This window comes from Kosmotoga sp. DU53 (assembly GCF_001639905.1).
Lineage (GTDB): Bacteria > Thermotogota > Thermotogae > Petrotogales > Kosmotogaceae > Kosmotoga > Kosmotoga olearia.
Window position 1 is genome coordinate 1 of sequence record NZ_JGCK01000026.1, and the last position, 24,717, is coordinate 24,717.

The window sequence follows — 24,717 nt, forward strand, 5'->3', positions numbered from 1 at the left end:
CTCGTTTTTTCAGTTGGCACGGTTTTGTATATAGGTAGTCGAGGCAAAAATTTCAATTTTTAGAGGAGGGGTATTAAATGAGAAAAAGAGGATTTTCACTCGTTGAACTTTTGATCGTTTTGGCGGTTATCGCTGCGTTAATCGCTACAATCACACCGGTTGCTTTGAATGCTATCAAGAAGGCACAGGCTACAAAGGTTGCACAGAACCTGAAGACACTTGCTAGCTCCTTTGAGAACAAGGCATATGTTGATGGCGCAGCTCCATCATCCATCAGCGATCTTGGAAGAGACATCGACACAACCAAGTACGGTGTTGCTTATACAGAGTCCGCCGGAGATTACACAGTCGTAGTATTCACAACAGAAGATGTCGACTTCAACACTGTTCAGGGAATCCTGAAGGATGCGGTAAATTCCGATCCAGGTACCAGTGGTTACACTTTCCTGAGTGGTGGTCTTAACAGCACAACTGGCGGAACAGTATTCTACGAATTCAGCTTTGTAGTCTATTGATCAATTAAAGTAACAAAAAAGCCTCCCGCAATGGGAGGCTTTTTCTTTTTCCAATACTTACAAAGGTATTTCTATAAAACTTTCATTCACAACTCTTATGAAATCATCGAAATCTTTTGGTGCAAGCAAAAGAATATAATCCTCGTTTTTTAACTCCAGAACAAGAACTTTTGTTCCCACTGCCACTATTTTTGCCTTCTTACCGTTTTTCAATTTGAAGCTTCCAATTCGATAATCCCCGGCTGACGTTCCAAAGGTTCTCAAGACAGGTTTATACTCATCAACTTCTTTCCAATCTAGAATTCTTGCGGAAACCACATCTTCTCTGTTAACAACGATCTTTGTGACCCGCGATATATTAACCTCAAGCTTCCCATCTCCAACCTTAACGCCGGCTCCAGAAGGATTAACTATCAAAAGCCAGATCATAAAGAACGTTGTTGCACCAAGAATATAAGAGGTAATCCTCAACCTTTTATCACTTGTAACAAAAAAGGTAACCAGGGTCATCACAGCAAGCAGAGCAACAACACCGTAAGAAATCAAATTTACAAGGTGTGTGCTCCCAAGAGCGAAAAATTGATCCATACCATTTGCCTCCTTTGCTAGGTACAGTATGTACCCATATTAGAAATAATTCTTATTCTTTGGATTTTTGACTTCTAAACCCTAGAATTTATATTCTGTGGTGTCTTAATGTCTCTTTTTGTTTCGCAGAGCACGCATGCGTATTCCTTCACCAGAGTATTTAACCAGCGCCCGATAGCCTTCTGTACTATATCACATAGTACAGTTTCCTGTCAAATATGCCATTTAATTCTTAAAATGAGAGGTGAAAAATGCTTTAATGCTGGAATACGGAGGATCGTTCTGTAAGTTTGCGATACTGTGCGCTGTTTCGCAGCGCACAGTATCTGTTTCTCTGGTCTTCAGTTCTCAAATCTGTATTATTCATCGTTCATATTTACGTGCCTTATTTCGTCTGGTAACTGAAAAGTACCATCGGCTGTGGGTTCAAAACTTACAACATCAACAACCGCGTCAAGGTTCAGTGAACCATATATGTGAGGAAACAAATCATCGTTACCCGGATCTTCGTATTTTATGGGCGATATTAGTTTATCCCTGTCTATTACAAGAAGCACAAGTCCTTTTTGGCCAGCAAAAAGAGTGTTCGCTACTTCAATCACCTGATCAATCTCGGATGCATGGATAAATCCTTCCGTTTCAAGAGTATCCCCAAGGTAAATACCTCTATCTAGAGCTTCTTTCCACTTTTTTTCAGAAACGATATGATAAATGAGATGCAAGGTACCACCCTCCTCATCATGCATGATCCATTTAAAAACAAGGGACAGAATATATTCTATTTCTACAATAATACCAAAAACTCAAGATCCGGTAAGTACGCTGACACGTAGGCAAGCTACAGGATGATATAAGAGCCGGTTTGAGAATAGGTATGGTGTTGTAGAGATTCACTCCAAATCTCCCAGACCACATCAATATCATAGCGACAGCCAAAGCGGTTCCGGGAATAGCTTGCGGAAGGTTGAGAGTATGTCCATGGCTTTCGAATGGTCATTTATGGAATCAAGCAAGCTGTTGGGCTTCATTACTCGGTGAACGCTTACTATTAAGGTATAATTTGGATAACTACACTGAATTATTTATAAAGAGGAAGAATTCCCTATGGTTGAATTACTTAAGCTGTACGTTAAGTCGAAAGCTAAACCTTCAAAAAATACAGAATTGACGGGATATATTTTTCCTTCCGAAAATATTGGTTTGTACCTCCATGTACCTTTTTGTAAGCATTTTTGCGATTTTTGTCCTTATCATAAGTTGAAGTATGATCCTGCTCTTGCTAGAGAGTATGCGGGATTAGTCAAAAAAGAATACCGGCTTCACGAACCTAGAAGATTTAACTCGCTTTATATAGGCGGTGGTACTCCTTCGGGAGACCTGACTCTTTTGAAGGAATTACTGGATTTTCTCAGGGATAACGTTATAGGTGAAATTGCGCTGGAGGTACATCCTATTGACGCAACTTCAGAAAAACTGAAAGAGATGAAGGAATCTGGGATTAATTACATTAGTCTAGGTATTCAATCATTGGATGATGATGTTTTAAAACATTTCGGTAGAGGATACAGTGCAAAAACCAATTTTTTAGCCTTAGAAAATAGCATTAAAGCAGGTTTTGATTTTGTGGATGTGGATTTAGTCTTCGATCCGTTGGCTTTTGCAGATAAAAAGATCCAATCTGATCTGGAGAAGATTATGAAACTTTCGCCACAGCAGATTTCCGTTTACCCTATGATGCGTTTTTCCTGTACCAAATTCAGAAACACGCGGAACAACAGCAAAAAAGAGTTGAAAATTTTCGATAGGTTAGATGAGATTGCTGATAAGAATGGCTATGAGCGAGATACTCTCTGGACTTATAAAAAGAAAAATTTGGTTGGAAGATACACTTCAGTTGCGCGAGAGTTCTACCTTGGTCTTGGGCTAAGCGCTTCAACTTTTTCGGGGGAGATTTTTGCGGTAAATACCTTTTCAATGAACCTCTACAGAAAAAGGCTTGAAGAAGGAAAGCTTCCGATTGAAATTGTGTACCATTTGAAAGGCTTACAGGGAGCACTATATTACTCTTTTTGGGCTTTTTATGCAGGAAAACTGGATTTTGCCAGATTGTCCAGATTCTTTCCTGGTTCGTCTAAAAAGCTTCGAGTTTTGTTTGAAACGCTTCGATTGACGGGGTACCTGTCAAAAAACAAGTATGATCTACCATCTCACTCCACGTGGTCAAAAAAAGCTTCATCAATTTGAAGAATGGTTAACGTATGCATTTATAGACCCAATATGGTGTCAGCTGAAAGAGAACGTTAGAAACTTTATGGACTTATTTTAATTATTACCAAACTCTCATTCCGATGAATCTTAATTTTTTCTCAGATAATGTATCGCTATCTGTTCTATCTGAAACGGCAACAAGCATATTGAGATATTCGTCAATATTATCTTCAGGAGCACCAAATTTTTCACCGATCAAAGATCCGACTACAAAAAGCTGAGAAGTCCTGTTGCCGGAAAGCACGGTTCCAATATCTGGAAACCTAAATGTGCCGCCTTCACCATCTTCATCTGGCAAAGCAAAGAAACGACCGTTCAATACCCTGACACCGTGAGAAGCATTTCCCTCCCCGCTAACTCCTTGACCATAAGTTATGATTATATCCCCCCCAACGGAAATAATCGTTAGGGATTCGGCGATTTCTTTACTCGAGATTCCTACCACAAAATCCTTTACAGAATTTATCGCGTGATTTACTACAGGACTTCCACCATTGCCGTTGTTGAAGTCAGCGTAGAGCGAATCATATATCAGATTAGAGTGCAACGTAATATCACCCTCAACCAGGATCTTAAAATTCCCGTCTATTTTCTGTGCTTTTTGAGCATCGAGATTTGTGGTATTCATGTTATAGTCAAAAACGGCGTTACCGTGTATTCTTATATTGAGCTCGAAATCTTTTTCTGGAATAGTTACCAAAGAGAGTCCATTTGCTCCAAGCTTTATTTCTCCACCATCAAACTCTATTAACACCGGATCTTCTGATGAAGGCGGATACACTTCGAGGACAGATGTGGGGGTCAGATCTGGAACTATCGGGCTATCAAGATATAGCTCAACGCTTTCGTAACTGTTGAACTCATCCAAATATTTTTCCCTGAGATCTGATAGATATGCTTCAACAGGCGTAGATATCTTAGTATAGTCAAAATCGTAACCCTTACTGAATTCAACTTCGTGCGCAGCAATTCCCTGCATGAATATATTCGCAGGATCGTTTCCTTTAGCTATCTCAACTTTCCCCAGTACAGTTACGGGACCGTACAAAAGATCACCGGTAAATACTTGTTTGCCAACCCCATAACCTCTTTTGGCTGATTTTAACTCGGAAAATTCTCTTTCAATAGTTCCAAACGAGAGTACAGGAAACAGCTTTTCTTTTTCCACCACCGCAATTCCCAGCGAATATCCTTCAACACCAGATTTCTTAGCCCGACCTATAACAATATAATTGCTTGTTCCGTGTTTATAGACCACTGCACCGACATCATATCCATTTATCCAAGACAACTCTTCTAAGAGTTCGGTGAAATTACTTTCTTTTGAGAGATCCCAGCATTCTTCCGCCGTTAGCTTTTCCAGACTATCCTTCCAGTAATCTCCCTCGAGTCCGCTTCGAGAACTCACAAACTCTACAAATTTGTCAAAATCCTGCCATTCATCTTCGAAGCTTGAGTCTAAGTAATTCTTTACCAGATATCCCAAAGCAAGTTCTGTAATGTTAGCTGCCGTATTTTGGACTTCCAGACATAGCTCTGAAAGTTTCTATTCTATTCATAGCCCTGTTTACTTGCATGCTGACAGTGTAGATGATGATAGAACAGAATACGAGTATTATGAGTACTGTTGGAAGTATGAATCCGTTCTTATTTTGATAATGAGTAACGAATAACATGGAAGGATTCCTCCCTTCCTGTAGTCAAATCCTCAATCGTGATCGTAAAATCTATGACATTTTCAAGTCCTTCAATGTTTTTAGCAGTTATATCACTTACACGAACGTTATTAAATCCCGAATCTTCAAAAATTTGATTTAGCAAATCTTCACTCTCTGCTCCTGCTGACGGTGAATTTCTCAAAAAATCTTCTGCGATTTTTTCGGCCGCATGGAAGTTCACAGCACGAACACTTTCGCTGGACAGTTTCTTGTAATGCACAAGCAACGGAAGTCCAGCCAAAATAAAAATTCCCATTATCAGCAACACAACAATAAGTTCAATGAGCGTGAATCCTTTTTTCAGAAGTACTTCACCGTCCCTTTTATTGTTTTTGAAAGTCCCTTGTACTCAAAAGTTGCACTGAAAAAAAGCCACTGGTTGTAGGGATAAACCGAAAAATCAACAATATTTTCAGCTATAACTTTAGACGTTAGTTTGCCATCAGAATCGGGAAAATAGAAGATCAATTGTTTTGTATCGGCATCATGAGAGATAAATGCGGTAAGTGTGGCATAATGGGTTTCAGAAGACTCATCCCCTGCATATGGAACAGCAATGTTCAGGTATATGGTGTCAGAAGTTTCAGTAATGGATGCCAAACCCGTCCAGTGACGGGACACGATATAACGCAAAGATGTTTGAAAATTAATGATATTCTCTTCCAGCTCTATAGATGCATTTATTGCGTTGGCATTCTTAAGTATCTTTCCGGTAATCAATGTCGCTGTCGTTATAATAATTGTTGATAAAATCAAGGCTACGAGCGTTTCTGTTAAAGTGAATCCCTTCTTCCCAATAGATTTCTTCATCGATATCTCCACCAATTTCCAGGGAAAAACAACCCCTGAATTCGTATATACGACTTAGTCTTATGATTACTTCCTAAATAATTATAGCACTTTCCTGCTATGTCAAGAAAGTGCTGTAAAAACATCCCTGTATCCTAAAACAGGCTAAGATTCCAATGTTTAGATATCTCCTTCCAAGTAACCATTCTTCGTTAATGTCAAGCAAAATAGCAACAGCCAACCTCAAAAGTGCCGCATCATTTGGAAAAGCTCATACCACTCTAGTACGCCTTTTTAGTTCTTTATTTATCCTTTCCAGCATATTCATCGTTTTTATCCTTTTCCAATGACTTCGTGGATTTTTCTGGTAATTAAACAAGCCGAAAATGAATCTTTCACAGGTTTCCGCTGTGACCAATTGAGATAACAAGTTAGAAGATTTCTCATTCTGTCTTTAATGATGTTTATTTAAATTGTTCAAACATAAACGAAAAAAATAACGAAGAGATATTGTTTAGCTTGTAGGTTGAAGCACTAAAGATTAGGATTTCAACGGAAATCGGAGCGGACAACGGGAAGAGATTCCGGAAAAAATCAGCTTAATTTAGAAAAAGTTATGAACCCTTTATCACAACATATTTTGCAGTTTTGATTTTCTTCCAGCAAAGGGGAGCTATAATAGCTTAACCTTCATCACATGTAGCTTTTTTACCTATTCCAAAAACCAAAGCATCGTAGGCAATTTTAGTTCTGTCATAATGTTTATCTCTATCAAGAGCCCATTTTCGTCCCACGCATGTTGCTATAAAAGTGTTTTCGTAATCGTTGAGTTTTTCGTCAAACAGTTCTAAAAGATCGGCTGCTGTTGTGTTTTCTGCTCCATGCCTGTTGAAAATTGTGTGAATGTAAATGTTTTTAACCCCCATGTCTTTTGCTTTTTTAACGAGCGCAAGGGGATACTCGATTGTTCCATGGGAACTTTTCAAAGACAGCATAGTTATCAGGTGAAGATCACCACCTTTTTCATTTAGCCTTTCGAAAGTCTCAACAAAGGCTTTTCTTTCTGAAAAGGTCCCGTCCCTTAAGCTTTTTCCTATAATCTCTTCGTCTTGTATAACAATCCTTCCAGCTCCTAAATTCATATGTCCTGCTTCAGAGTTTCCGGGATGTCCAGGCATGAGCCCAACAGACTCTCCAGAAGCTCCCAGTTTTGCGTAATCATAATTGTTCAAGAGATAGTACCAGAATTTAGGTTTAGCTATGTATATGGGATTCCTTTCATCTTCGGGACCAATTCCCCATCCATCTATTATCACAAGTAAAACCCTGTAACTTCTCTTAGGCTTTTCCAAAATCATACTGTCTTGAGTCATTGCTTCGGGTTTTTCCAATCCCATCAGTTGCAGAATTGTTGGTGCAACGTTTCCAAGTACCCCTTTTTTCTTTATTTTAAGTTTATCGTCCGGAAGAAGCAAGAAAAATGGAACCGGATTTGTAGTATGTCCCGGGTTAGGAATGGGAGGATTCAAAGTTTTCATTCCGAGTTCTATGAGGCCATGGTCTGCCGTTATTATAACGGCATAGTCTTTTTCTAAAGCGGTATTGACTATACTCTCCAGGGCGTTGCTTAAATGTTTTACACACTCAACTTTGGGATTCATATCGAGAAGATGCCCTATAACATCACCATTTGCGAGATTTGCGAGTATAAAGCCATATTTTGAAGATTCTATCCTGCTTTTCAACTCATCTACCATTTCATAAATTGAAAGCTGGGGATATTTAGAAAGGTCTTCAACTTCTGGTGACTTTATAAGAACATCATCTTCGTTTGGAAAACTTGATCTTTTTCTTCCGTTGAAGAAAAAAGTTACATGTGCATACTTCTCGGATTCAGCTATGTGAAGCTGCCGCAGTCCGTGTTTACTCACAATTTCTGGAAGAGTGTTTTCAAGCGGAGGAAAGTCAAAAGCGATTTTCACATTGTTAAATCTTTCATCGTATTTCACCATGGTTATAAAATCGAGTTTGTCAAATTTTTTTACTTTAAATTCTTTGAAATCCGGCATGACGAAAGCTTCGGTAAGCTGTATCTCCCTTTCCCCACGTTTACAACAAAATATTACGGCATCGCCATCCTTTATCCTTCCAAAAGGTTTTCCATCAATGTAAGCTACTAAGGGTTTCATATCACCATCATTTTCTCCTCTTTCATACAATTCTCTCACTTTTTTGGCAAGACATTCTCCAAGATGATTATTCATATTATCTCCTCCAAAATCAGGCTGTTTCCCTTTTCCAGAATAAATGATTTGATGCCTATTTTCTTCAATTCCTTTATAACCTCAAGAGAGGTTTCTCTATTTGCGTGAAAAAGGATTGTGTATGATGGTTTAACCGCATCGATAATTTTCAAAACATCGTTGAAATCCGGATGAACTTTCCATATGAATTCCAGGGATTTTTCATTCCTTTCTCTCAGCATTTTCCAACCCGGGGTTCCTTCTTCCTGGTGACCTGTCAGTACAAAATACGTTTTTCCGTCGTTTTTTAAGTAGTCATATAACCTTAGTGAGGTGCCTCCGGTAATCATACTGTCTGTGGTCAGGTAGATTCCATCCGTAAATTTGTCAGGAATCTTCGCGTTGAGTTGCGGTATTTCCGGATTCACCTTCAACCAGTCTCTATAATCTTTTAATATCTTGAATCCTTTCAATATCTTTTCATCCACAAATACCGGTACTATTTTGTTTTGAAGGAGCGTATAAAGAATCTCCTGAGATCTTCCAACACTCGGAAGAGGAAGAATAATTCTATTTCCTTTAAGTGAATCGAGCAAATTCAAAATCCCTTCTCGGGGTGGTAATATTTTTGTCCCGTATGCTACGTCAACTATTAGAATATCTGCTTTTTTTGGTTGATCAAAATGATTCAATGGGGAATCGAGTGTCATATCCCCTGTATATAGAAGAGAAAAACCATCCCATTCGATTCTGACCCATGTTGAACCAACAAGATGTCCACTCTTTCCCATTTCAAAGGTTATAGCTTCAGTAAAGTTCATATCTGAAATCTTATGATCCCTTTCGAGAAACTTTCGGTATCTTTCTTCTTCTATGAACAGACCATAGTTTTTGGCTGTTTTGAACCATGTTGAGACATAATGCTTAATTAGCGAAAGGGTAGGCTTTGAACAGAGCAAATTTTTGAATTCGAGAAGCGGAACCGCTCCCGTATGATCCTGATGTGCGTGGGATAAATAGAGAGCATCCACTTTGCCAACTGCTTCTAAAGGATATAGATCCTGCTTTTTTCCGGATAACCTTCTCTTGATACCATAATCAAGAATAACTTTTTTTCCATGCCCTTCTAAGAGAAACCCAACTCTACCCTTTTCGCCACTTCCACCGAGTGCTGTTAAGACCATGAATTCCAACTCCAAAGATTAGAATCTATTTTTTATGAAGAGTGTTCTAATCTTCCACAATAACCGCTTTTTTTATGTCGAATTTAATATCAGAACCTTCTTCTAAAATTTGGTACTTGGGAGCTTCAACTCTCAATTTCGCTTTGTTGGATACTATTATGTAATTCATGACGTCTCCCAGGAAAGTTCTTTTGAGTATTTTTGCCTTAATACTCGCATTCTGGTTTATTACTATATCTTCAGGTCTTACAACCACTGTAACCTCTTTATCTTTTGCTTCAATTGAGGAAAGTGCCTCTAACTCCGGTTTTTCTTCCAGTTCGTTGAGTCTAACTTTAACAACATCGTCTTTTGCTTCTAAAACCTGTCCTTTCAGGAAATTAGAGATCCCTATAAAGTCAGCTACAAACTTGCTTTTTGGGCGATCGTATATTTCAAGTGGCTCCCCCATTTGCTGTATCACACCGTCTTTCATTACGACCATTCTATCGGACATTACCATTCCTTCTGCCTGGTCGTGGGTAACGTAAACGACTGTTATCCCGAGTTTTCTCTGGATCTCTTTGATCTCAAACCTCATTTCTTCCCTCAGTTTGGCGTCGAGGTTTGATAGAGGTTCATCGAGTAGAAGAATACTTGGTGAGTAAACCAGGGCCCTTGCAAAAGCTACCCTTTGCTGTTGACCGCCTGACAACTGATACGGGTATCTTTTTTCCAGTCCCTTTAATTTAACTATCTCCACGATTCTTTCGATCTTTTTTTTGATTTCGTCTTTAGGGACTTTCCTGATTTTCAATGGATATGCTATGTTGTCAAATACATTCATATGGGGCCAAACCGCGTAGTTCTGAAAAACCATCCCTATGTTCCTCTCTTCGGGAGGGATATTTATACCCTTCTGGTTCGAAAAAACCAGATTATTTCCTATAAAGATCTCACCTGATGTGGGATTTTCGAACCCTGCGATCATCCTTAAAGTAGTGGTTTTACCACATCCTGAAGGTCCCAGGAGCGTCACGAATTCCCCGTCCTGTATCTCCAGATTCAGGTCTTTTATGACATAATTATTCCCAAAGTATTTTTTTATATTTCTTCAAACGAATACTCGCCATCAGGATTTCCTCCTTCCGAAGAGATACCTGTTAACCGCAAACTGGAGGAAGAACGCTATTATAAGAACTATGGAAGCGAAAGCCGATGCCATCTGGTATTCCCCGCCTTCTTGAAGTTCATATATGGTGACCCCAATGGTTCTTGTTGTAGGACCATAGAGGAGTATTGATAACGTCAATTCTCTGAAAGTTGGCATAAAAACAAGTGCCCAGGAGGATATAAGAGCTGGTTTGAGAATAGGTAAGGTTATATCTTTAAGGACTTTTAGTGGTTTAGACCCAACAGACCTCCCTGCCTCTTCCAAAGAGATGTGTATCTGTTTCACCGCTCCGGATACTGTCCTGACTGAGAAGAACATGTAACGCGCCGTGTAAGCAACTATGATTATCCACATGGTGTTGTAGAGATTCACACCAAATCTTCCGGACCACATCAATATCATAGCGACAGCTAAAGCAGTTCCAGGAATGGCTTGCGGAAGAGTTGAAAGTATGTCCATGGTTTTCGACAAGAAACCTTTCTGCCTCTGGGTGAAATAGGCTATGAGGGACCCTATTATCGTCACGAGTGTAGCGGAAATGATAGCGAAAATGAAGCTGTTTCCTATCGCTGTTTTTGTGTTTGCATCAACGAAAAGGACGTTGTAGTAGTTTTTGAATGTGAAACTTGACATTTTGAAAGGCAGTCCCCATGCTTTCCAGAGAGAGGTTAGAATCAGAGCAAACATTGGGAGAAATACAGCCATCGATACAAAGATCCACACGGAAATACCAACAGGAATCTTGAATTTTCCAAGTTTTATGTCAGCAGGCCTTGTGGATTTTCCGGATATTGTTGTGAATTTCGATTTTGAAACTAAAATGTTGTTCAGGATCAAACCTGTGATTGCTATGCCTATCAGAATGACAGATAAAGAAGTAGCTCTACTGAGACCTCTCTCTGTTCCTGAGGCTATGTAAGACATTATCCTTGTTGTCAAGACATGTATTCTTGCCGGCATCCCTATCAGAGTAGGTATACCGAAGTTCGCCGCGGACATTGCAAAAACGAGTAGAGCTCCCGACAGAATGCTCGGAAGAACCAGAGGAAGCGAAATATTTCTCATCACTCTGAACAGTCTCGCACCACATATCCTTCCCGCTTCTTCCAGGGAAGCGTCCATGTTGACCAGAGCTGTGTAGACCGTTATAAAAACAGGTGGATACATGTACATAGTCATTACTAAAACAAGTCCGGAAAAAGAATGTATGTTAAATAAGAAATGGCCAAACAAGGCTTCCCATATTTTGTTCACATAACCAGATCTTCCTAATAGAAACATCCATCCCATTGCTCCTATGAATGGAGGAATCATATAAGGAATCATGAGAAGCGTTTTCAAAAGCGCTTTTCCTGGAATATCTGTTCTCGCCACGATCCAGGCGAGAACAGATCCTATAACTGTAGCAAACAACGAAGTTAAAAGAGCTAGGTTCAAGGTATTCAAAGCGCTTCTTACATTGCTCTTTCGTGAAAAGGTATCGGTGTAATTTTTCAACGTAAAAGTAGCACCCTCGCTGCGGAAACTATCTATAAACAATAAAACCAAAGGAACAGCTATCAAAATGAACACTATTATGAATAGAATCCATGTTAGTCTCTTCATGATTCATCACCTAAAAAAAGAAGGGGAAAGCCCCTTCAGTATTGTCATTCGAATATATCAGAGAATGTATCTTTTATTTCATCTGTGCTTTCCCTCAGGTCATACCAATCTATCTTGTAGGACTTTTTCAGAAGATCTTCCAGTTTTGGAGCTCCCGCTGGCATTGCTACATCGCTTCTCACAGGTATCAAGCTCCCGTAGTTTACAAGGATTTCCTGTCCTTCCTTAGATATCACAAAATCAACGAATCTCTTTGCTGCTTCAGCTTGTTTTGTTTCTGAGATTATACCTATCGGGCTCCATATCAAAATGTTATTTGCTTCCGGGTAAATGAGATCAACAGGAGAACCCGACGCTTTCAAAGATCTGATCATGTAATCTAGAACGACCGCAACTTTGTAAGAGCCGTTGGCAAGTTCTTGAGAAACTGTCTTGTTGGAGCTCACTATGGTAAGACCGTTATCGCCCAATTCTTCCAGGAAATCCCAGCCGTAGAGCTTTATCATGCTGTACAGCCATACCAGATTCGTTCCGGAATAGAGCGGAGAAGCTGTAACTATTGATCCTGAATACTTTGATGAAAGAAGTCCTTCCCATGATTTAACAACCTGCGATTTTCTCAACAAATTGGTGTTATAAGCTATAACTACAGACATTATTCTCGTACCAACGAAGTATCCGTCTTTATCCTTGAAATCAGCGGGAATATTATCCGATTCTGGGGAGATGTATTTCATAAGCAGGCCCTTCTCTTTCAGATACAGGTAGTACGAAGGATCCGCTGTCCACAGGACGTCGGCCTTTATTCCGCCTGACTTCATTTCGGCCAAGATCTTTGCAGTTACCTTTGATGTTCCAGATCTCCAAACGACAACATCTATATCTGGATTTGCTTTTTCAAATGCTTTCTCAACTTCAGCAACAATTGCAGATGGTACTGATGTGTAGAGAGTTATCTGGGTTTTTGCGTGAACAATCCCTACAAAAAGAACCACAAGGACCATTACCAGTAAGAATTTTTTCATGGTACCTCCTCCTTTTTGCATTTATTCATTTTTTTACTTAAAAGTGTATTATACCAACATAATGGTTCATTCCAAAACAAAAACTCACGGACTTATCCTTTAGTAGCAGAAGATTTTGGGATTTATTTGCGAGAAAGAAAGAGATATCAATAATCGTGGACATTTATAAAGTCAAGTAAGCTATTGGGCTTCATAACTCGGTGAATGCTCGATTTCCAACCCCATAACCTCTTTTGGCAGATTTTAACTCGGAAAATTCTCTTTCAATAGTTCCAAACGAGAGTAGAGGAAACAGGTTTTCGTTTTCCACAAACAATATAATGCAAAAACGTCTGAAAATTGATAATCTCCTCTTCCAACTCTATCGAAGCATTTATTATGTCGGCATTTTTGAGTATCATCCCAGTAATTAATGTCGCTGTAGTTACAATAATTGTTGATAAAATCAAGGCTACGAGCCGTTTCTGTTAAAGAGACCCCTTTTCTTTCAACAATACTTTTCATCAGATTCTCCGCTATTTCTTTGAAACTGAAAAGTAACAATTATATCTGTTTATTCGATTTAATCTTATGACTGGTTGCCTTATTATTTTATTGAGTTGCGGCCAACAAATACGGAACAATCTTTCGCTTTCTTTCACTTTCCAATATCTGTTTTTTTAGCATACTTCCAATTTCCACAATGAAATAAGCCAAGTCTCATTGATGATAATTCCATAAAATCGGGTGTTATAGAAACAAATACAGCAATAATTCTCAATAATACCTTGACATTCACTCTGATCAATCGAGAAAGCATAACAGCGTGTTAGATTATTTATGATTACAAGTGCATAATTTTATCAGAAATGGTCAAGGAGGATTGCCGGTGAAATCCTGGATAAAGGAAGTTATACCGAGATTTTTCGTTTTTGGTTTTGGGGTAAATTACCCTAACGGAGGGATAGGAAAAGAAGTTCATGAATTTATAAAGCTGGGAATATCCGGAGTTGACATCTTTCCAAGAAATGTTTCTGATCCTGTACAAGTTTGGGTTACTTTAAAGCATCTCGTGGAATTTGCTAACAGGAAATTAGTGATCACTACTGATCAAGAAGGTGGAGGTTTTTCCTCTCTCAAAAACGGGTTTACCCCGGGAGTTCCTCCTATGGCTTTAACAGCAACGAATAACCCTGTATATTCCAGGCGTCAGGGAGAAATAATATCCAGAGAGCTTTCCACTGTTGGAGTAAATACTGTTTTTGCACCAACACTTGATGTGAATACATCGCTTGATAATCCGATTATTGGAATAAGGTCATTTTCGAGAAAACCAGATGATGTTTTGAAGTATTCAACTGAATTTATAAAGGGATTAAAAAGCAGTAATACGGCCATTTGTGTGAAGCACTTTCCAGGACATGGTCCTACAAATAAAGACAGCCATGAAAATCTTCCGGTCGTAGAGATTTCCGAGGAGGAATATAGAAAAATACACCTAAAACCCTTCGAAGAAGCTATAAGAAAAGGATATGCAGATATGGTTATGACCGCTCATGTTCTGTATCCGACAATCGACAATAAACCAGGAACATTATCCAGAAAATTCATGAGAGATATTTTGAGGGAAGAGCTAGGATTTGAGGGCGTGATCATAACCGACTGCCTTGAAATGAAAGCTATGAAGAATACATACGGCGTAGCAAAAGCCACCGTTGAAGCCTTTAAGGCAGGGGTAGATATGCTTCTAATAAGCCATTCACCAGATCTTCAACTGGAGAGCATAAACGCCTTGATGGACGCTGTTGATGATGGACACATACAGGAAGCAAGGGTTAAGGAAAGCCTGGGAAGAGTGGAGAGGTTTATCGATAAGCTCCCGGAATTTCCGGAAAGCATTTACAAAGTCTTGAAACTCACGGAAAAAAAGGACTTTGAACGTGAAGTTGCTGAGAAATCCATGGTTCTTGTTGAAAGAGAAAAGGTTCTGCCACTTCGTAAAGACGGTTCGGTACTTCTTCTTGGAGTTAACGTTGATAACAAAACCATGGAATACCTCAAAACCAAACTAACCGGTTATGTCAACATAACAGACATCCTGAATCTTAGAGAAGATCAGATCTTGGAAGATGGAAGGCTTTCAGAACCGGACTTTGTACTTGTACTAACGTACCTCAGAAATCTTAATGGACGCAATCTCGAAAATCCTTTGAGATCGATTTGCAAGCAGAACAAAAATGTCGTTCATGTGTCCCTTTTCAATCCTTACGACATCCTTGACTTCGACTTTTTGCCCACGAGTATCGCCACTTTTGGATCCCTGAACCACCAACTCGATGCACTTGTAAAGGTATTAAGAGGAGAACTGATGCCTGAAGCCAGATTTCCATTATTAGAAAAATAGGCGGTTGTATTTCGTATTTCAGATTATGGGGGTGCCAGACGTGTTCGAACAATATTATAAGGTTATCGACAACACTTTGCGGGTTATTTTAGAACACGAGGCAAAAAAAATGAAAGAGCTATCTAGGAGAATCTATTCTACGCTTAAGGCTGAAGGTCTGGTATATGCCTTTGGAACCGGGCATTCACATATGCTTGTGGAAGAATTGTTCTATCGAGCGGGTGGACTCGTTCCAATATACCCTGTGCTCGTCAGCTCCCTTATGCTTCATGAAGGAGCTGTAAGAAGTTCCAGATTAGAAAGATTAGAAGGTTATGGTGAAGTGATAGCGGATTCTCTTAATCTGACTTCAAATGACCTGGTGCTTGTGTTTTCGAATTCAGGGGTTAATGCTGTTCCTGTGGAATTTGCAATTACATCTAAAAATAAAGGTTCATACGTGGCCGCTATAACCTCTTTCGATCATACCAATACAATGGTTTCGCGAAACAAGTACAACAAAAAGCTTCTTGAAGTCGTTGATTTGGCAATAGACAACCACGTTCCTTACGGTGATACATCACTTGATTTAAGCGGTTCTAGGGTTGCACCGTTATCGAGCATAACGGGTATGTTTATTCTGAATGCTGTCACGGCGGAAGTAGCAAAACTCTTCGTGGAAAATGGAGAGACTCCACCAGTTTTTGTAAGTGCCAACTCAAAAAACGGTGAACAAGTCAATCAGAAACTTATCAAGAAATATTCGGATTTAGTGCAATTTCTTTAAGTTTTAACTTTAATGAATCTTAGTTTCTATTTTGGGAGGTGGGTGTATGAGGAAAGCCTGGTTAGTTCTTCTTATGCTTGTTTTTACCGGTATTTTGGTCGCTTCTGAAGCTCTTCCTGGAAGTTCTGTTCTGAAACTTGGCACGGTACTTGCAAATACGATCGAAGATATGGGGAAAAAGCTTCCAACCACTATAAAGGTTCCTGGAACAGAAAAGGAAGTCGCCATCGAAGACACTATATACTTGCTGTCCAAGTGGCTGGCTCTATACGGTGAAACAGGCAAAAAAGACGGAGTCGTTCCAGAAGAAGTCCCGTATCTCAGCCTGAAGAAACCAGAAAAACTAATAATGGGGGCCCAGGGCGGAAAAATATGGTGGGACGACATATACAAACTCACAAAGGAACTGTCCGAAAAATTCGAGAGTGATCCTACCATACCAGCACAAATAAAGATTCTCAATGACAGACAAGAGGATGTTGTAACCGCCGATGTATTAATATACCTCCTTGCGAGAACCGTAAGGTGGATAGACAACAACAAGTCCATGCCAAATTATGCTTCTATAAGGCCTGTTACTCCACCTGAAACGTGGCCGCCTGTTGAAAAACCGGAGGTTAAGATTGAAAAGGTGCCGGCCAAACCCGATGAGACAAGAGCCATCTGGGTATGGTACGACACACTGGCAAAGGTAGACCTGGAAGGGGCAATAAAAGAAATAAAAGATCTCGGATTTACTGACATTTATCTTCTTGTAAAGGGTATTTCCGGAAATATCTGCTGGCCAGCCAGTTATGCATACGGACACTACAACGATCTCACAATCCTTGACCGAGCCGTCAAGGCAGCTCACGAAAACGGCCTGAAAATACACGCATGGTTCGTCGTTTCGAAAGATAAGGCTTATCTGGCAGCCCATCCGGAATCTGCAATGACGGGGATTCCACGTGAAAAAGATGGAGAATTCCGCACAGCTGGTTCCACCATAGAATTTGCTGTGGATACAAGGTATAGGGAGTACATCGAACAACTGATTTTCAGTGCAATGCTCCATGATGTTGATGGAATTCATCTCGATTACATAAGGTATCCGACGGGAGCATGGGGTTGGAGCCCTTACCAGATTGGTAGAGCATGGGTAAACGGACTCGATGTGGGCTTCTTGCTTGAAACCGCTATAGAAACGTGGGGCAACGCAGGCGACGGTAAAAAGTTCATAGAAATGTACAAGGAAATGAGATATCCAGATATAAATACATGGGTCATGATGAGAATGGACGACGTAAGGCAGTTCGTCGAGGAGATAGCTCAGGTAGTTAAAAATTACGACAAAGATATAACATTAAGTGCAGCGTTGATGCCTGAAGGCGGAGACATCGATCCAAACAACAACGCTTTCGCTATGGTTCACTACGGTCAAAGATATGCGGATTTCGGCGATTTCTGCGATGTGATCGTTCCGATGACCTATCACCTTGAGTGGGGTAAGAAACCACAATGGATAATAGATGTTTATAACGGTACAAGAGAAGTTGTGCCAGAAGAGGTCAAAGTACTTATGGGGGTTCAGGGATTCGATATTTCCAAAGAGGAATTCCTAAAGGCTATTTATGCAACGAGACAGGCCGGGGCTAACGGTTTTGTGATCTTCAGGTATGGTTCTCTAACGCCTGAACTGAAAGAAGCTTTGAAAGAAGCAAATTTGGAGTGACCTTTGCCTCAGTTGATCGTATCTGATTAAGGAGGGGTGTTTATGAGAAAACTGATGGTACTGCTCGTACTTACGATAATGGTTTTAAGTGTAAACGCGTTCTCTGCCAAACAAATAACCTTCTGGTTTGCAGGCGGAGACCCAAGAGTTGACCTTCCACTCATAAAAGAATACATAAAGCAGTTTGAAGAAGAAACAGGGATAAAAGTCAAGTTTGTAGCCATACCCTGGGCGGAAAATCCGCATATGAAGATACAGGTTGATATCGCGTCCGGAAAGGCACCTGATCTGATAAAGTTGGGATCTCCTTTCGAACATGTTCTCGCAAAATATGGTCTGCTCGAGCCTCTTGACAATTGGCTGCCGAAAGAATTCATCGATGCTTTCGTTCCAGCTATGCTCGAAAACAGCAGATACGGAGAAAATATGCCAAGAGGTCTTAAAGGCAAATTGATATCCATTCCTTACTTCACGGATATCAGGCCGCTCCTTTACAGAAAAGATATATTCGAGGAGAGGGGAATTCCTGAACCAAATGAATCATGGACATGGGAAGAGTTCGTAAATTATGCTCAAAAACTTACCTTTGATAGAGACGGTGACGGGCAAATAGATGTCTACGGGTTCGGAACATCTGCCAGATACCTGTCCCAATGGATAGTCTTTGTTTGGCAAAACGGCGGAAAAATACTGGATAAAAATGGCTACCCCATCGTCAACTCCCCCGAATTTCTTGATGGCGTCAGGTTCTACTACGATCTGTTCCAAACATACAAGGTTGTCCAACCTGGCGCCGTTGATGCTCATTTGTGGGATGTAAGAAAGCTCCTTGCAGAAGGTAAGGTTGCAATGTACATGGACTGTGGGGACAGCGCAAAGGTTCTCTATGAAGAACTTGGTGATAAACTTGGTGTGGGATTGCTGCCGCATAACGTCGCTGAAGCAGCATTCTCGGGCGCAGATTCCTTTGTCGTTCCAAAACAATCCAGGCATAAGGAGGAAGCCATCAAGCTGCTCATGTACCTCCTGGAAAAGGAAAGAATGCTCGAGTACTGTAAGATTTCAGGATTCCTGCCCACAAGAAGAGACGTTGCCGCTGATCCATTCTTTAGTGATGACCCTGTGAAGAAGATGTACATTGAGCAGCTTGAGAGTGCGCGAAGCTGGATAAAACATCCAGAATCTAGCACTATCGCAAGGTTCTTGAGGATTGCCATGCAGGATTCGTTAACCGGCAAAAAAACGATAGAGAAAGCATTCGAAGAAGCCCAGGTAAATATAACAGAACACCTTAAGAAAAAGGGGTTCATTAAATAGTGGTGACATTAAGTGGGGAGGGGTGAGGGAAATCCCTGCCCCTCTTTTTCTATGGCTGCACAAGGAGGGCTCACACTGTGCAAAGTATTAAGATGAGAAAGAAGCTGAAGAATTATTTCGTATCCTATATATTCTGTCTTCCTGCGTACGCAATTTTTGCAATATTTATATTCATTCCAATAGTCTGGTCGTTCTTTTTGAGTTTTCATGAATACAGCCTGTTGTCCTTCGAATCACCCGGGTTCGTCGGATTCTCAAACTATATTGCTTTATTCAAAGATCCGGTGTTCTGGACGGCTATGTGGAATACCCTGAGGTACTCCATTATGTACGTTCCAAGCGTTCTCATACTGGGTTTTTTCTTTGCTCTCATGCTTGATGGCGACTTTCGCGGAAGGAATTTTTTCAGGATTTCCCTTTTCTTCCCGGTGATAGTTTCCATGGTAGTTGCGAGTATAGTCTGGTCGCTGATACTTTCTGCACATCCCATGGGGCTGGCTAACCGTTTCCTGTCTATCTTTGGCATACCGCCACAGGGATGGCTCTCTGACAGGAAACTCGCGCTTCCCTCAGTAGCAATGGTCACCATATGGAAGAGCTTCGGGTACAGTATGTTGATATATCTTGCGGGTATGCAAAACATACCAAAAGAATTGTACGAAAGTGCGAGTATAGATGGTGCAAACAAATTAAAGAAAACGCTTTACATCACCATTCCCATGCTTAAGCCCACAACGCTCTTCCTGTCGATTACATCCGTTATAGGCTCTTTTCAGGTGTTCACCCCGATATACATAATGACAGGGGGCGGGCCTGGATACGCAACCACCACTATCGTCAACTACCTTTACCAGAAAGGATTCAATGAGTTTGAAATGGGCTATGCCTCCGCGATAAGTTACATACTTTTCTCGATACTCTTGATCCTGACGCTTGTTCAAAAGAAGAGTTTGAAGGGGTGAGTTGTACATGGAGAAAACCTCGAAATTCAGGTTGTTCATAAAATATCTTGTTCTCTTTTTCTTTTCCTTCTTTACCCTTTTGCCATTACTATGGATGGTTACCACATCTCTAGAACCCGACAAAGGATTGGAGTCATATTCCCTGATTCCAAAAAAAGTCGTATTCGATAACTATGCAGAAGCCTGGAACTATCCGAGGTTGTACGATCCGGATGTCACACTCGGCACCATGTTTCTGAACAGTCTAATCGTATCAACGCTTGTAACTCTCTCCAGTCTGCTGTTTGATTCGATGGCAGGATATGCCCTTGCCCGAAAGAATTTTCCCGGGAAAACTGTGCTTTTCTGGGCGGCGCTTTCGACTTTAATGGTTCCGTTCTATGTTATCGTCATTCCAATGTATCTGATCACCATGAAACTCGGATTGCTCAACACTATCCCGGGATTAATAATTCCTTTCATGGCAAGCGGGTTTGGGGTCTTTCTGTTCAGGCAGACTTTCATAGGCATCCCTAAAGAACTGGAGGACGCGGCAAGAATGGACGGTGCAGGGGATTTCTACATATACTGGAAGATAATGCTTCCCCTCGTCAAACCGACCGTAGCTACCATGACCATCTTCAAGGTGCTCTGGTCCTGGAATATGTTCTTCTGGCCCTTGCTGATCATTCAGGACTATTCAAAGATGCCTATAAACCTTGGCTTAACCATGTTCAGAGGGCAAAATATAACCAGATGGGGATTGCTAACAGCCGGTATGGTGATAGCCATTCTCCCCATAATTGTACTGTTCTTGATTTTGCAAAAGTGGTTCATACGAGGATTAACAGCAGGAGCAGTGAAAGGATGAAAGTTGGGATCTACACCGGTAATGGTGTTGCTTCAAAGAGCCTTAAAAGATGCTGGAACTTATTAAAAGGGAATTTTGAGCTTTTAGAAGTTCGGGATGAAATCCCTGAGATCGATGTTCTCATAATTCCCGGTGGTTTCGCTTCAGAAATATCTCTATCTTTAGGAAAAGCTAACCTACATAAGATAAAGAACATGGTCAAAAAGGGTATGAAATACATAGGAATATGCGCGGGTTCCTATCTTGCCATTAAAGGTTATTGGGAAGACCGAACATTAACGGGAGAGCTTGTGCTGATAAAGGCACAACATCCAAAAATGGAGGACTGGAAACGCGGAAACGGGTACGTAAGGGTAAATTTGAAAGACCATCCCATATCCTGGGGGTTGAAAGAAACCATAACGATGTGGTATGAAAACGGTCCGCTCTTTTCCGAGGGAGATTACGAAATAATAGGAACCTTTGCTGACGAAATAAACGAAATAGGATCCCCTGTGGTAATGAAAGGATCACCAGCAATAATTGCATCAGAATATGGTAAAGGAAAGGTTATCCTGTTCAGTCCTCACCCGGAATTCTCTAGAAGGTGTGCAAGCAAGCTCCTGATAAACGCCATAGAATATTGAGGAGGAACCTTTTAATGACATTGAACAAAGAAGACCTGGAACATTTGGTAATCGGTTCGAGTTTTTTCAGTTGTGGCGGCGGCGGAACAAGGGAAGAAGGATTCGAAATCCTGAAAGATATAGACAGTGCAGAATTAGTGGATCTTGATAAACTCGGCGAGAAGAGGTTCATAGCCTCTCCATATGCCTGTGGCTCTTTAGACAGCGATACAGAAAATCCAGGCCCTGTTTTCAAAGAGCTTAAAGCAACTATTGAACTTCAGGAATATGTTGGTACAAAATTTGCCGGCCTGTTCCCAACTGAACTCGGGGGTTACAACACAGCGGTTGTTTTCACAGTTGCACACAAACTTGGTATCCCGGTTGTTGACGGTGACGGTGCGGGAAGATCAGTCCCTGAGATACACCACTCCATCCCCTCAATACTCGGGTTCAAATCTTTTCCCTGTTCCATTGTCTTTCCTGATGGAGACGTCATAATCGTCAAAGAAGCAAAAAACGATGAGAAGATCGAAAGCATCGTTAGACAGCTCGTTTCAAATTTTGGAAATCTCGGCGTGTGCGATCATCCTATGAGAATTAAAAATGCTAAAAAAGCTCTAGTTAAAGGAAGTCTAACAAAATCCCTCAAGTTAGGATCCCTGATAGTGAAAAAGGACCTGGAAGCTATCCTCAGGGAAACAGATTCTAAAATCGTTGGTGAAGGGATAATAAAAAAGGTAAAGAAAACCTCTTCAGATGGGTTCACTGAAGGCGAAACACATATCGGAAATCACGTTGTTTATTTCAAAAACGAGAATATGATTCTAAATGACGATAAGGAAAACTGGAAGTTTCCGGACCTTATTATTCTCCTCGACCAGGATACCCTTCTCCCCGTAGAAAATCCTCCGGAAGAAGGGAAATCGGTGTACATTCTTGTGTCAAAGGCGGATCCAAGATGGTACGAAAGGGTGTGGACGGTTTGAAGTTCGTTGGTATTGACGCCGGTGGAACAAAAACGTTGGCTGCCATGTGTAATGAGAAAGGAGAGGTTCTCGCCGTCGGAAGAGGCGGTCCCGGGAATCATCTTGCGGTGGGAATAGATAGGATGCTGGAATCGATTCATAACGCATTAAAAGACGCCAGCATCGCTGAAGAAGAATTCGACGTGGCGGTTCTGGGGCTTGCAGGCTTGGGTTTTTCTAAAGAAGCAAGCCACAAACTTGAAAAAGAAGTTAGAAAGGTTCTCAGGGCAAAAAAACTTGAAGTTTTCAATGACTGCCTCATAGCTTTAAAAGGTGCAATTGGCAGAAGAAAAAGAGGGATGATTGCAGTTGCAGGAACCGGGTCAATGGTGATAGGCACCAACGAAAACAGTGAAATTTTCAAAGTGGGAGGTTGGGGTCACCTTCTTGGTGATGAAGGAAGCGCCTACAAACTATCCTTTGATGCCATAAGAAGTGTAATGAAATACTGGGAAAATAGAGGAGAAAAGAGCAAATTGGCCGAAGAGGTATCAGAGTTCTTCGGTGTAAATAGCGTTGGAGATGTAATAAGGCTATTCTACATAGACTCTCCCACCAAAGAGAGAATAGCTCTTTTCGCACCGCGATTCATTAAAGCTGCAGAAGAAGGGGATCGTGTGGCGTTAAAGATTCTGAACGCTAACATCTCAGAACTCACCGAAGGTGTAAAGGCCCTATCCTCCAGGATTGGTTCAAAATACATTTCATATTCAGGTGGAATGTTTAGCGCTCCTTTTTACAAAGATACTTTCAAAAGTATTCTGAAGGAGCACGGATTTGAGCTCAAAGAAAAGGTATTATCGCCTGTTGGCGGAGCCTTACTCATAGCCCTCGAAGTAACCTTTGAAAGCGTCGATGAAAAGGTAATAAAGAACCTGAAGGGGGCACTCTGAATGCTTTTAGGGTTTTCCCGCTTGAAAATGGAATTCCCTGCAGGAATAGAAATGGCGGGATATATTATGAGAAAAAAACCGGCCATTGGATCTCATGATGATCTCGAAACATTCTGCATTTATCTGGAAAACAACAATTATTCGATGGCAATAATCGTTTATGATGTACTCGGCATACCGGACGGATTTGATAACGTTAGCAACAAACACGATGGAGTAAAAGTTATACCTGTCGCTACGCATACCCACGCCGCACCAAAACCCTCTCTGGTTATAAACAAACTTCTGGATTACAGGGAAAAGCTTATAGAAGAAGCAAAAGAAAAATTATCCCCAGTAAAAAACATCATTTTAAGAAAATCAAGGATGAAAGGTATATGCGATTTCAGGGATAGAAATGATAGCACAGACATCCCTGTGTTTCTTCTGGAATTCTGTACCGAGAATGGCAAAGTTTCTCTTTTGATCTTTGGTTGTCACCCAACTGTGCTGGGACCGGAAAACCTGCTCTACTCATCAGATCTTGCGGGAGGTATTAGAAGAGGTCTCGAAAAGCTGTTTGGAAATCCTGTAGTTTATTTGAATTCCTGTTGTGGAAATATAAGTACCAGTAGGACAAGAAAAAGCAGGACGTTTGAAGAGGTGGAAAGATTAGCGGGTTTATTTGTCAAGAACCTGTCGTGGGAAGAATCTCTGGAATTGAATACCAATGATTTCGAATTCAACAAGTATATCTTGAAACTTCCAATTGAAGAGAAAAAAATCGAGAATTTAACGATAGGCGAACGGGCAAAACCCGGTATAGAACTAATAAAAAAACGTAAATTACCACCTGAAATTGCGCAGGCAAAAATCTCAATTCTGAGGTTTTCAGGTCTTTCGGTCGTATTTCTACCCTTTGAAATGTTCTTTGAAACCTGTTGCAAAACCAAGGAAAACGTCGTGATCGTGAACTACGCCAATATGTACAGACCGTACCTTGTCCCGGAAAATATTAGAGGAACATACGAATGGATTGTTTCACCCTATCCTGATGAAGCCGAAAACATTGTTCTAGAATTTTTGGAAAAACACACCTGAAAACAAAAGAAATAGAAGTATAATTTAGTAAATG

24 protein-coding genes and 1 pseudogene are annotated in these 24,717 nt (G+C 40.7%); 12 read left to right on the forward strand and 13 right to left on the reverse strand.

The features are described 5' to 3' along the window. Positions 1–77: 77 nt before the first annotated feature. A complete protein-coding gene (locus DU53_RS03720; RefSeq protein ID WP_063727586.1) occupies positions 78–515 on the forward strand; it encodes a type II secretion system protein in 438 nt (145 codons plus the stop codon). A gap of 57 nt (positions 516–572) precedes the next feature. On the opposite strand, the gene DU53_RS03725 is transcribed toward DU53_RS03720, so the two are convergent. Next, positions 573–1,103: a PH domain-containing protein gene (locus DU53_RS03725; RefSeq protein WP_063727588.1), complete on the reverse strand. Its 531-nt coding sequence runs from the start codon at positions 1,101–1,103 to the stop codon at positions 573–575. A 359-nt stretch (positions 1,104–1,462) separates the two neighbouring features. Continuing rightward, positions 1,463–1,825, reverse strand: coding sequence for a DUF952 domain-containing protein (locus tag DU53_RS03730; RefSeq protein ID WP_063727590.1), 363 nt, complete (start codon positions 1,823–1,825; stop codon positions 1,463–1,465). 382 nt (positions 1,826–2,207) lie between these two features. Between DU53_RS03730 and DU53_RS03735 the strand changes: the two genes are divergently transcribed. Further along, positions 2,208–3,347 carry a radical SAM protein gene (locus tag DU53_RS03735; RefSeq protein ID WP_082853797.1) on the forward strand — a complete coding sequence of 380 codons (1,140 nt, stop codon included), beginning with the start codon at positions 2,208–2,210 and terminating at the stop codon, positions 3,345–3,347. Positions 3,348–3,432: 85 nt separating this feature from the next. Here the strand turns inward: DU53_RS03735 and DU53_RS03740 are convergent, their stop codons facing one another. The 11 genes and pseudogenes from DU53_RS03740 to DU53_RS12260 form a co-directional block, all read right to left on the reverse strand. Next, positions 3,433–4,857, reverse strand: coding sequence for a hypothetical protein (locus DU53_RS03740; protein WP_063727593.1), 1,425 nt, complete (start codon positions 4,855–4,857; stop codon positions 3,433–3,435). A 16-nt stretch (positions 4,858–4,873) separates the two neighbouring features. Then, positions 4,874–5,047, reverse strand: a complete 174-nt coding sequence (locus DU53_RS12255) for a hypothetical protein (RefSeq protein ID WP_161484745.1) — start codon at positions 5,045–5,047, stop codon at positions 4,874–4,876. After that, entirely contained in the window at positions 5,019–5,393 is a 375-nt protein-coding gene (locus DU53_RS03745; protein WP_082853798.1) for a type II secretion system protein, read from the reverse strand. Before DU53_RS03745 ends, DU53_RS12255 begins: the two co-directional genes overlap by 29 nt. Then, the gene (locus DU53_RS03750; RefSeq protein ID WP_063727597.1) at positions 5,390–5,899 is read right to left on the reverse strand and encodes a prepilin-type N-terminal cleavage/methylation domain-containing protein; all 510 of its coding nucleotides are present in this window, start codon (positions 5,897–5,899) and stop codon (positions 5,390–5,392) included. The genes DU53_RS03745 and DU53_RS03750 overlap by 4 nt, the downstream gene beginning before the upstream one ends. A 97-nt stretch (positions 5,900–5,996) precedes the next feature. Further along, positions 5,997–6,287: pseudogene (locus DU53_RS11875) on the reverse strand (transposase); the annotation flags it as partial. Between the two features lie 274 nt (positions 6,288–6,561). Then, positions 6,562–8,142 carry a hypothetical protein gene (locus DU53_RS03755; protein WP_063727599.1) on the reverse strand — a complete coding sequence of 527 codons (1,581 nt, stop codon included), beginning with the start codon at positions 8,140–8,142 and terminating at the stop codon, positions 6,562–6,564. Continuing rightward, entirely contained in the window at positions 8,139–9,305 is a 1,167-nt protein-coding gene (locus DU53_RS03760; RefSeq protein WP_063727601.1) for an MBL fold metallo-hydrolase, read from the reverse strand. Before DU53_RS03760 ends, DU53_RS03755 begins: the two co-directional genes overlap by 4 nt. Positions 9,306–9,351: 46 nt before the next feature. Then, positions 9,352–10,392 (reverse strand): ABC transporter ATP-binding protein, encoded by a 1,041-nt coding sequence (locus DU53_RS03765; protein ID WP_153020814.1) that lies wholly within the window; start codon positions 10,390–10,392, stop codon positions 9,352–9,354. A gap of 24 nt (positions 10,393–10,416) precedes the next feature. Continuing rightward, positions 10,417–12,063, reverse strand: a complete 1,647-nt coding sequence (locus DU53_RS03770) for an iron ABC transporter permease (protein WP_063727602.1) — start codon at positions 12,061–12,063, stop codon at positions 10,417–10,419. Between the two features lie 44 nt (positions 12,064–12,107). After that, positions 12,108–13,088, reverse strand: a complete 981-nt coding sequence (locus DU53_RS03775) for an ABC transporter substrate-binding protein (protein WP_063727604.1) — start codon at positions 13,086–13,088, stop codon at positions 12,108–12,110. A 637-nt stretch (positions 13,089–13,725) separates the two neighbouring features. Continuing rightward, a complete protein-coding gene (locus tag DU53_RS12260; protein ID WP_161484747.1) occupies positions 13,726–13,866 on the reverse strand; it encodes a hypothetical protein in 141 nt (46 codons plus the stop codon). Between the two features lie 90 nt (positions 13,867–13,956). Here DU53_RS12260 and nagZ point away from each other — a divergent pair, with 90 nt between their 5' ends. The 10 genes from nagZ to DU53_RS03825 all read left to right on the forward strand — a co-directional run bounded on the left by nagZ (position 13,957) and on the right by DU53_RS03825 (position 24,683). Next, positions 13,957–15,471 (forward strand): beta-N-acetylhexosaminidase, encoded by a 1,515-nt coding sequence (gene nagZ / locus DU53_RS03780; RefSeq protein ID WP_063727606.1) that lies wholly within the window; start codon positions 13,957–13,959, stop codon positions 15,469–15,471. 40 nt (positions 15,472–15,511) lie between these two features. Further along, the gene (locus DU53_RS03785; RefSeq protein ID WP_063727607.1) at positions 15,512–16,237 is read left to right on the forward strand and encodes an SIS domain-containing protein; all 726 of its coding nucleotides are present in this window, start codon (positions 15,512–15,514) and stop codon (positions 16,235–16,237) included. A gap of 46 nt (positions 16,238–16,283) precedes the next feature. Beyond that, the gene (locus DU53_RS03790) at positions 16,284–17,948 is read left to right on the forward strand and encodes a family 10 glycosylhydrolase (protein ID WP_063727609.1); all 1,665 of its coding nucleotides are present in this window, start codon (positions 16,284–16,286) and stop codon (positions 17,946–17,948) included. Between the two features lie 42 nt (positions 17,949–17,990). Next, positions 17,991–19,265: an ABC transporter substrate-binding protein gene (locus DU53_RS03795; protein ID WP_063727611.1), complete on the forward strand. Its 1,275-nt coding sequence runs from the start codon at positions 17,991–17,993 to the stop codon at positions 19,263–19,265. A gap of 77 nt (positions 19,266–19,342) precedes the next feature. Then, entirely contained in the window at positions 19,343–20,227 is an 885-nt protein-coding gene (locus DU53_RS03800) for a carbohydrate ABC transporter permease (RefSeq protein ID WP_082853802.1), read from the forward strand. 7 nt (positions 20,228–20,234) lie between these two features. After that, positions 20,235–21,077: a carbohydrate ABC transporter permease gene (locus tag DU53_RS03805; protein ID WP_063727635.1), complete on the forward strand. Its 843-nt coding sequence runs from the start codon at positions 20,235–20,237 to the stop codon at positions 21,075–21,077. After that, the gene (locus DU53_RS03810) at positions 21,074–21,703 is read left to right on the forward strand and encodes a BPL-N domain-containing protein (RefSeq protein ID WP_063727613.1); all 630 of its coding nucleotides are present in this window, start codon (positions 21,074–21,076) and stop codon (positions 21,701–21,703) included. Before DU53_RS03805 ends, DU53_RS03810 begins: the two co-directional genes overlap by 4 nt. A 14-nt stretch (positions 21,704–21,717) precedes the next feature. Then, on the forward strand, positions 21,718–22,671 hold the full coding sequence (locus DU53_RS03815) for a DUF917 domain-containing protein (RefSeq protein WP_063727614.1): 954 nt from the start codon (positions 21,718–21,720) through the stop codon (positions 22,669–22,671). Further along, positions 22,644–23,603: an N-acetylglucosamine kinase gene (locus DU53_RS03820; protein ID WP_063727616.1), complete on the forward strand. Its 960-nt coding sequence runs from the start codon at positions 22,644–22,646 to the stop codon at positions 23,601–23,603. Before DU53_RS03815 ends, DU53_RS03820 begins: the two co-directional genes overlap by 28 nt. Beyond that, entirely contained in the window at positions 23,604–24,683 is a 1,080-nt protein-coding gene (locus DU53_RS03825; RefSeq protein ID WP_063727618.1) for a hypothetical protein, read from the forward strand. Positions 24,684–24,717: the final 34 nt, after the last annotated feature.

What these genes read in the sequence shown, in the direction of transcription:
- DU53_RS03825 (WP_063727618.1), top strand. Translation starts at nt 23,604, where the DNA reads ATGCTTTTAGGGTTTTCCCGCTTGAAAATGGAATTCCCTGCAGGAATA.
- DU53_RS03725 (WP_063727588.1), bottom strand. Translation starts at nt 1,103, where the DNA reads ATGGATCAATTTTTCGCTCTTGGGAGCACACACCTTGTAAATTTGATT.
- DU53_RS03775 (WP_063727604.1), bottom strand. Translation starts at nt 13,088, where the DNA reads ATGAAAAAATTCTTACTGGTAATGGTCCTTGTGGTTCTTTTTGTAGGG.
- DU53_RS03720 (WP_063727586.1), top strand. Translation starts at nt 78, where the DNA reads ATGAGAAAAAGAGGATTTTCACTCGTTGAACTTTTGATCGTTTTGGCG.
- DU53_RS03750 (WP_063727597.1), bottom strand. Translation starts at nt 5,899, where the DNA reads ATGAAGAAATCTATTGGGAAGAAGGGATTCACTTTAACAGAAACGCTC.
- DU53_RS03755 (WP_063727599.1), bottom strand. Translation starts at nt 8,142, where the DNA reads ATGAATAATCATCTTGGAGAATGTCTTGCCAAAAAAGTGAGAGAATTG.
- DU53_RS03795 (WP_063727611.1), top strand. Translation starts at nt 17,991, where the DNA reads ATGAGAAAACTGATGGTACTGCTCGTACTTACGATAATGGTTTTAAGT.
- DU53_RS03820 (WP_063727616.1), top strand. Translation starts at nt 22,644, where the DNA reads ATGGTACGAAAGGGTGTGGACGGTTTGAAGTTCGTTGGTATTGACGCC.
- DU53_RS03790 (WP_063727609.1), top strand. Translation starts at nt 16,284, where the DNA reads ATGAGGAAAGCCTGGTTAGTTCTTCTTATGCTTGTTTTTACCGGTATT.
- DU53_RS03805 (WP_063727635.1), top strand. Translation starts at nt 20,235, where the DNA reads ATGGAGAAAACCTCGAAATTCAGGTTGTTCATAAAATATCTTGTTCTC.
- DU53_RS03815 (WP_063727614.1), top strand. Translation starts at nt 21,718, where the DNA reads ATGACATTGAACAAAGAAGACCTGGAACATTTGGTAATCGGTTCGAGT.
- DU53_RS03770 (WP_063727602.1), bottom strand. Translation starts at nt 12,063, where the DNA reads ATGAAGAGACTAACATGGATTCTATTCATAATAGTGTTCATTTTGATA.
- DU53_RS03760 (WP_063727601.1), bottom strand. Translation starts at nt 9,305, where the DNA reads ATGGTCTTAACAGCACTCGGTGGAAGTGGCGAAAAGGGTAGAGTTGGG.
- DU53_RS03810 (WP_063727613.1), top strand. Translation starts at nt 21,074, where the DNA reads ATGAAAGTTGGGATCTACACCGGTAATGGTGTTGCTTCAAAGAGCCTT.
- DU53_RS03735 (WP_082853797.1), top strand. Translation starts at nt 2,208, where the DNA reads ATGGTTGAATTACTTAAGCTGTACGTTAAGTCGAAAGCTAAACCTTCA.
- DU53_RS12255 (WP_161484745.1), bottom strand. Translation starts at nt 5,047, where the DNA reads ATGTTATTCGTTACTCATTATCAAAATAAGAACGGATTCATACTTCCA.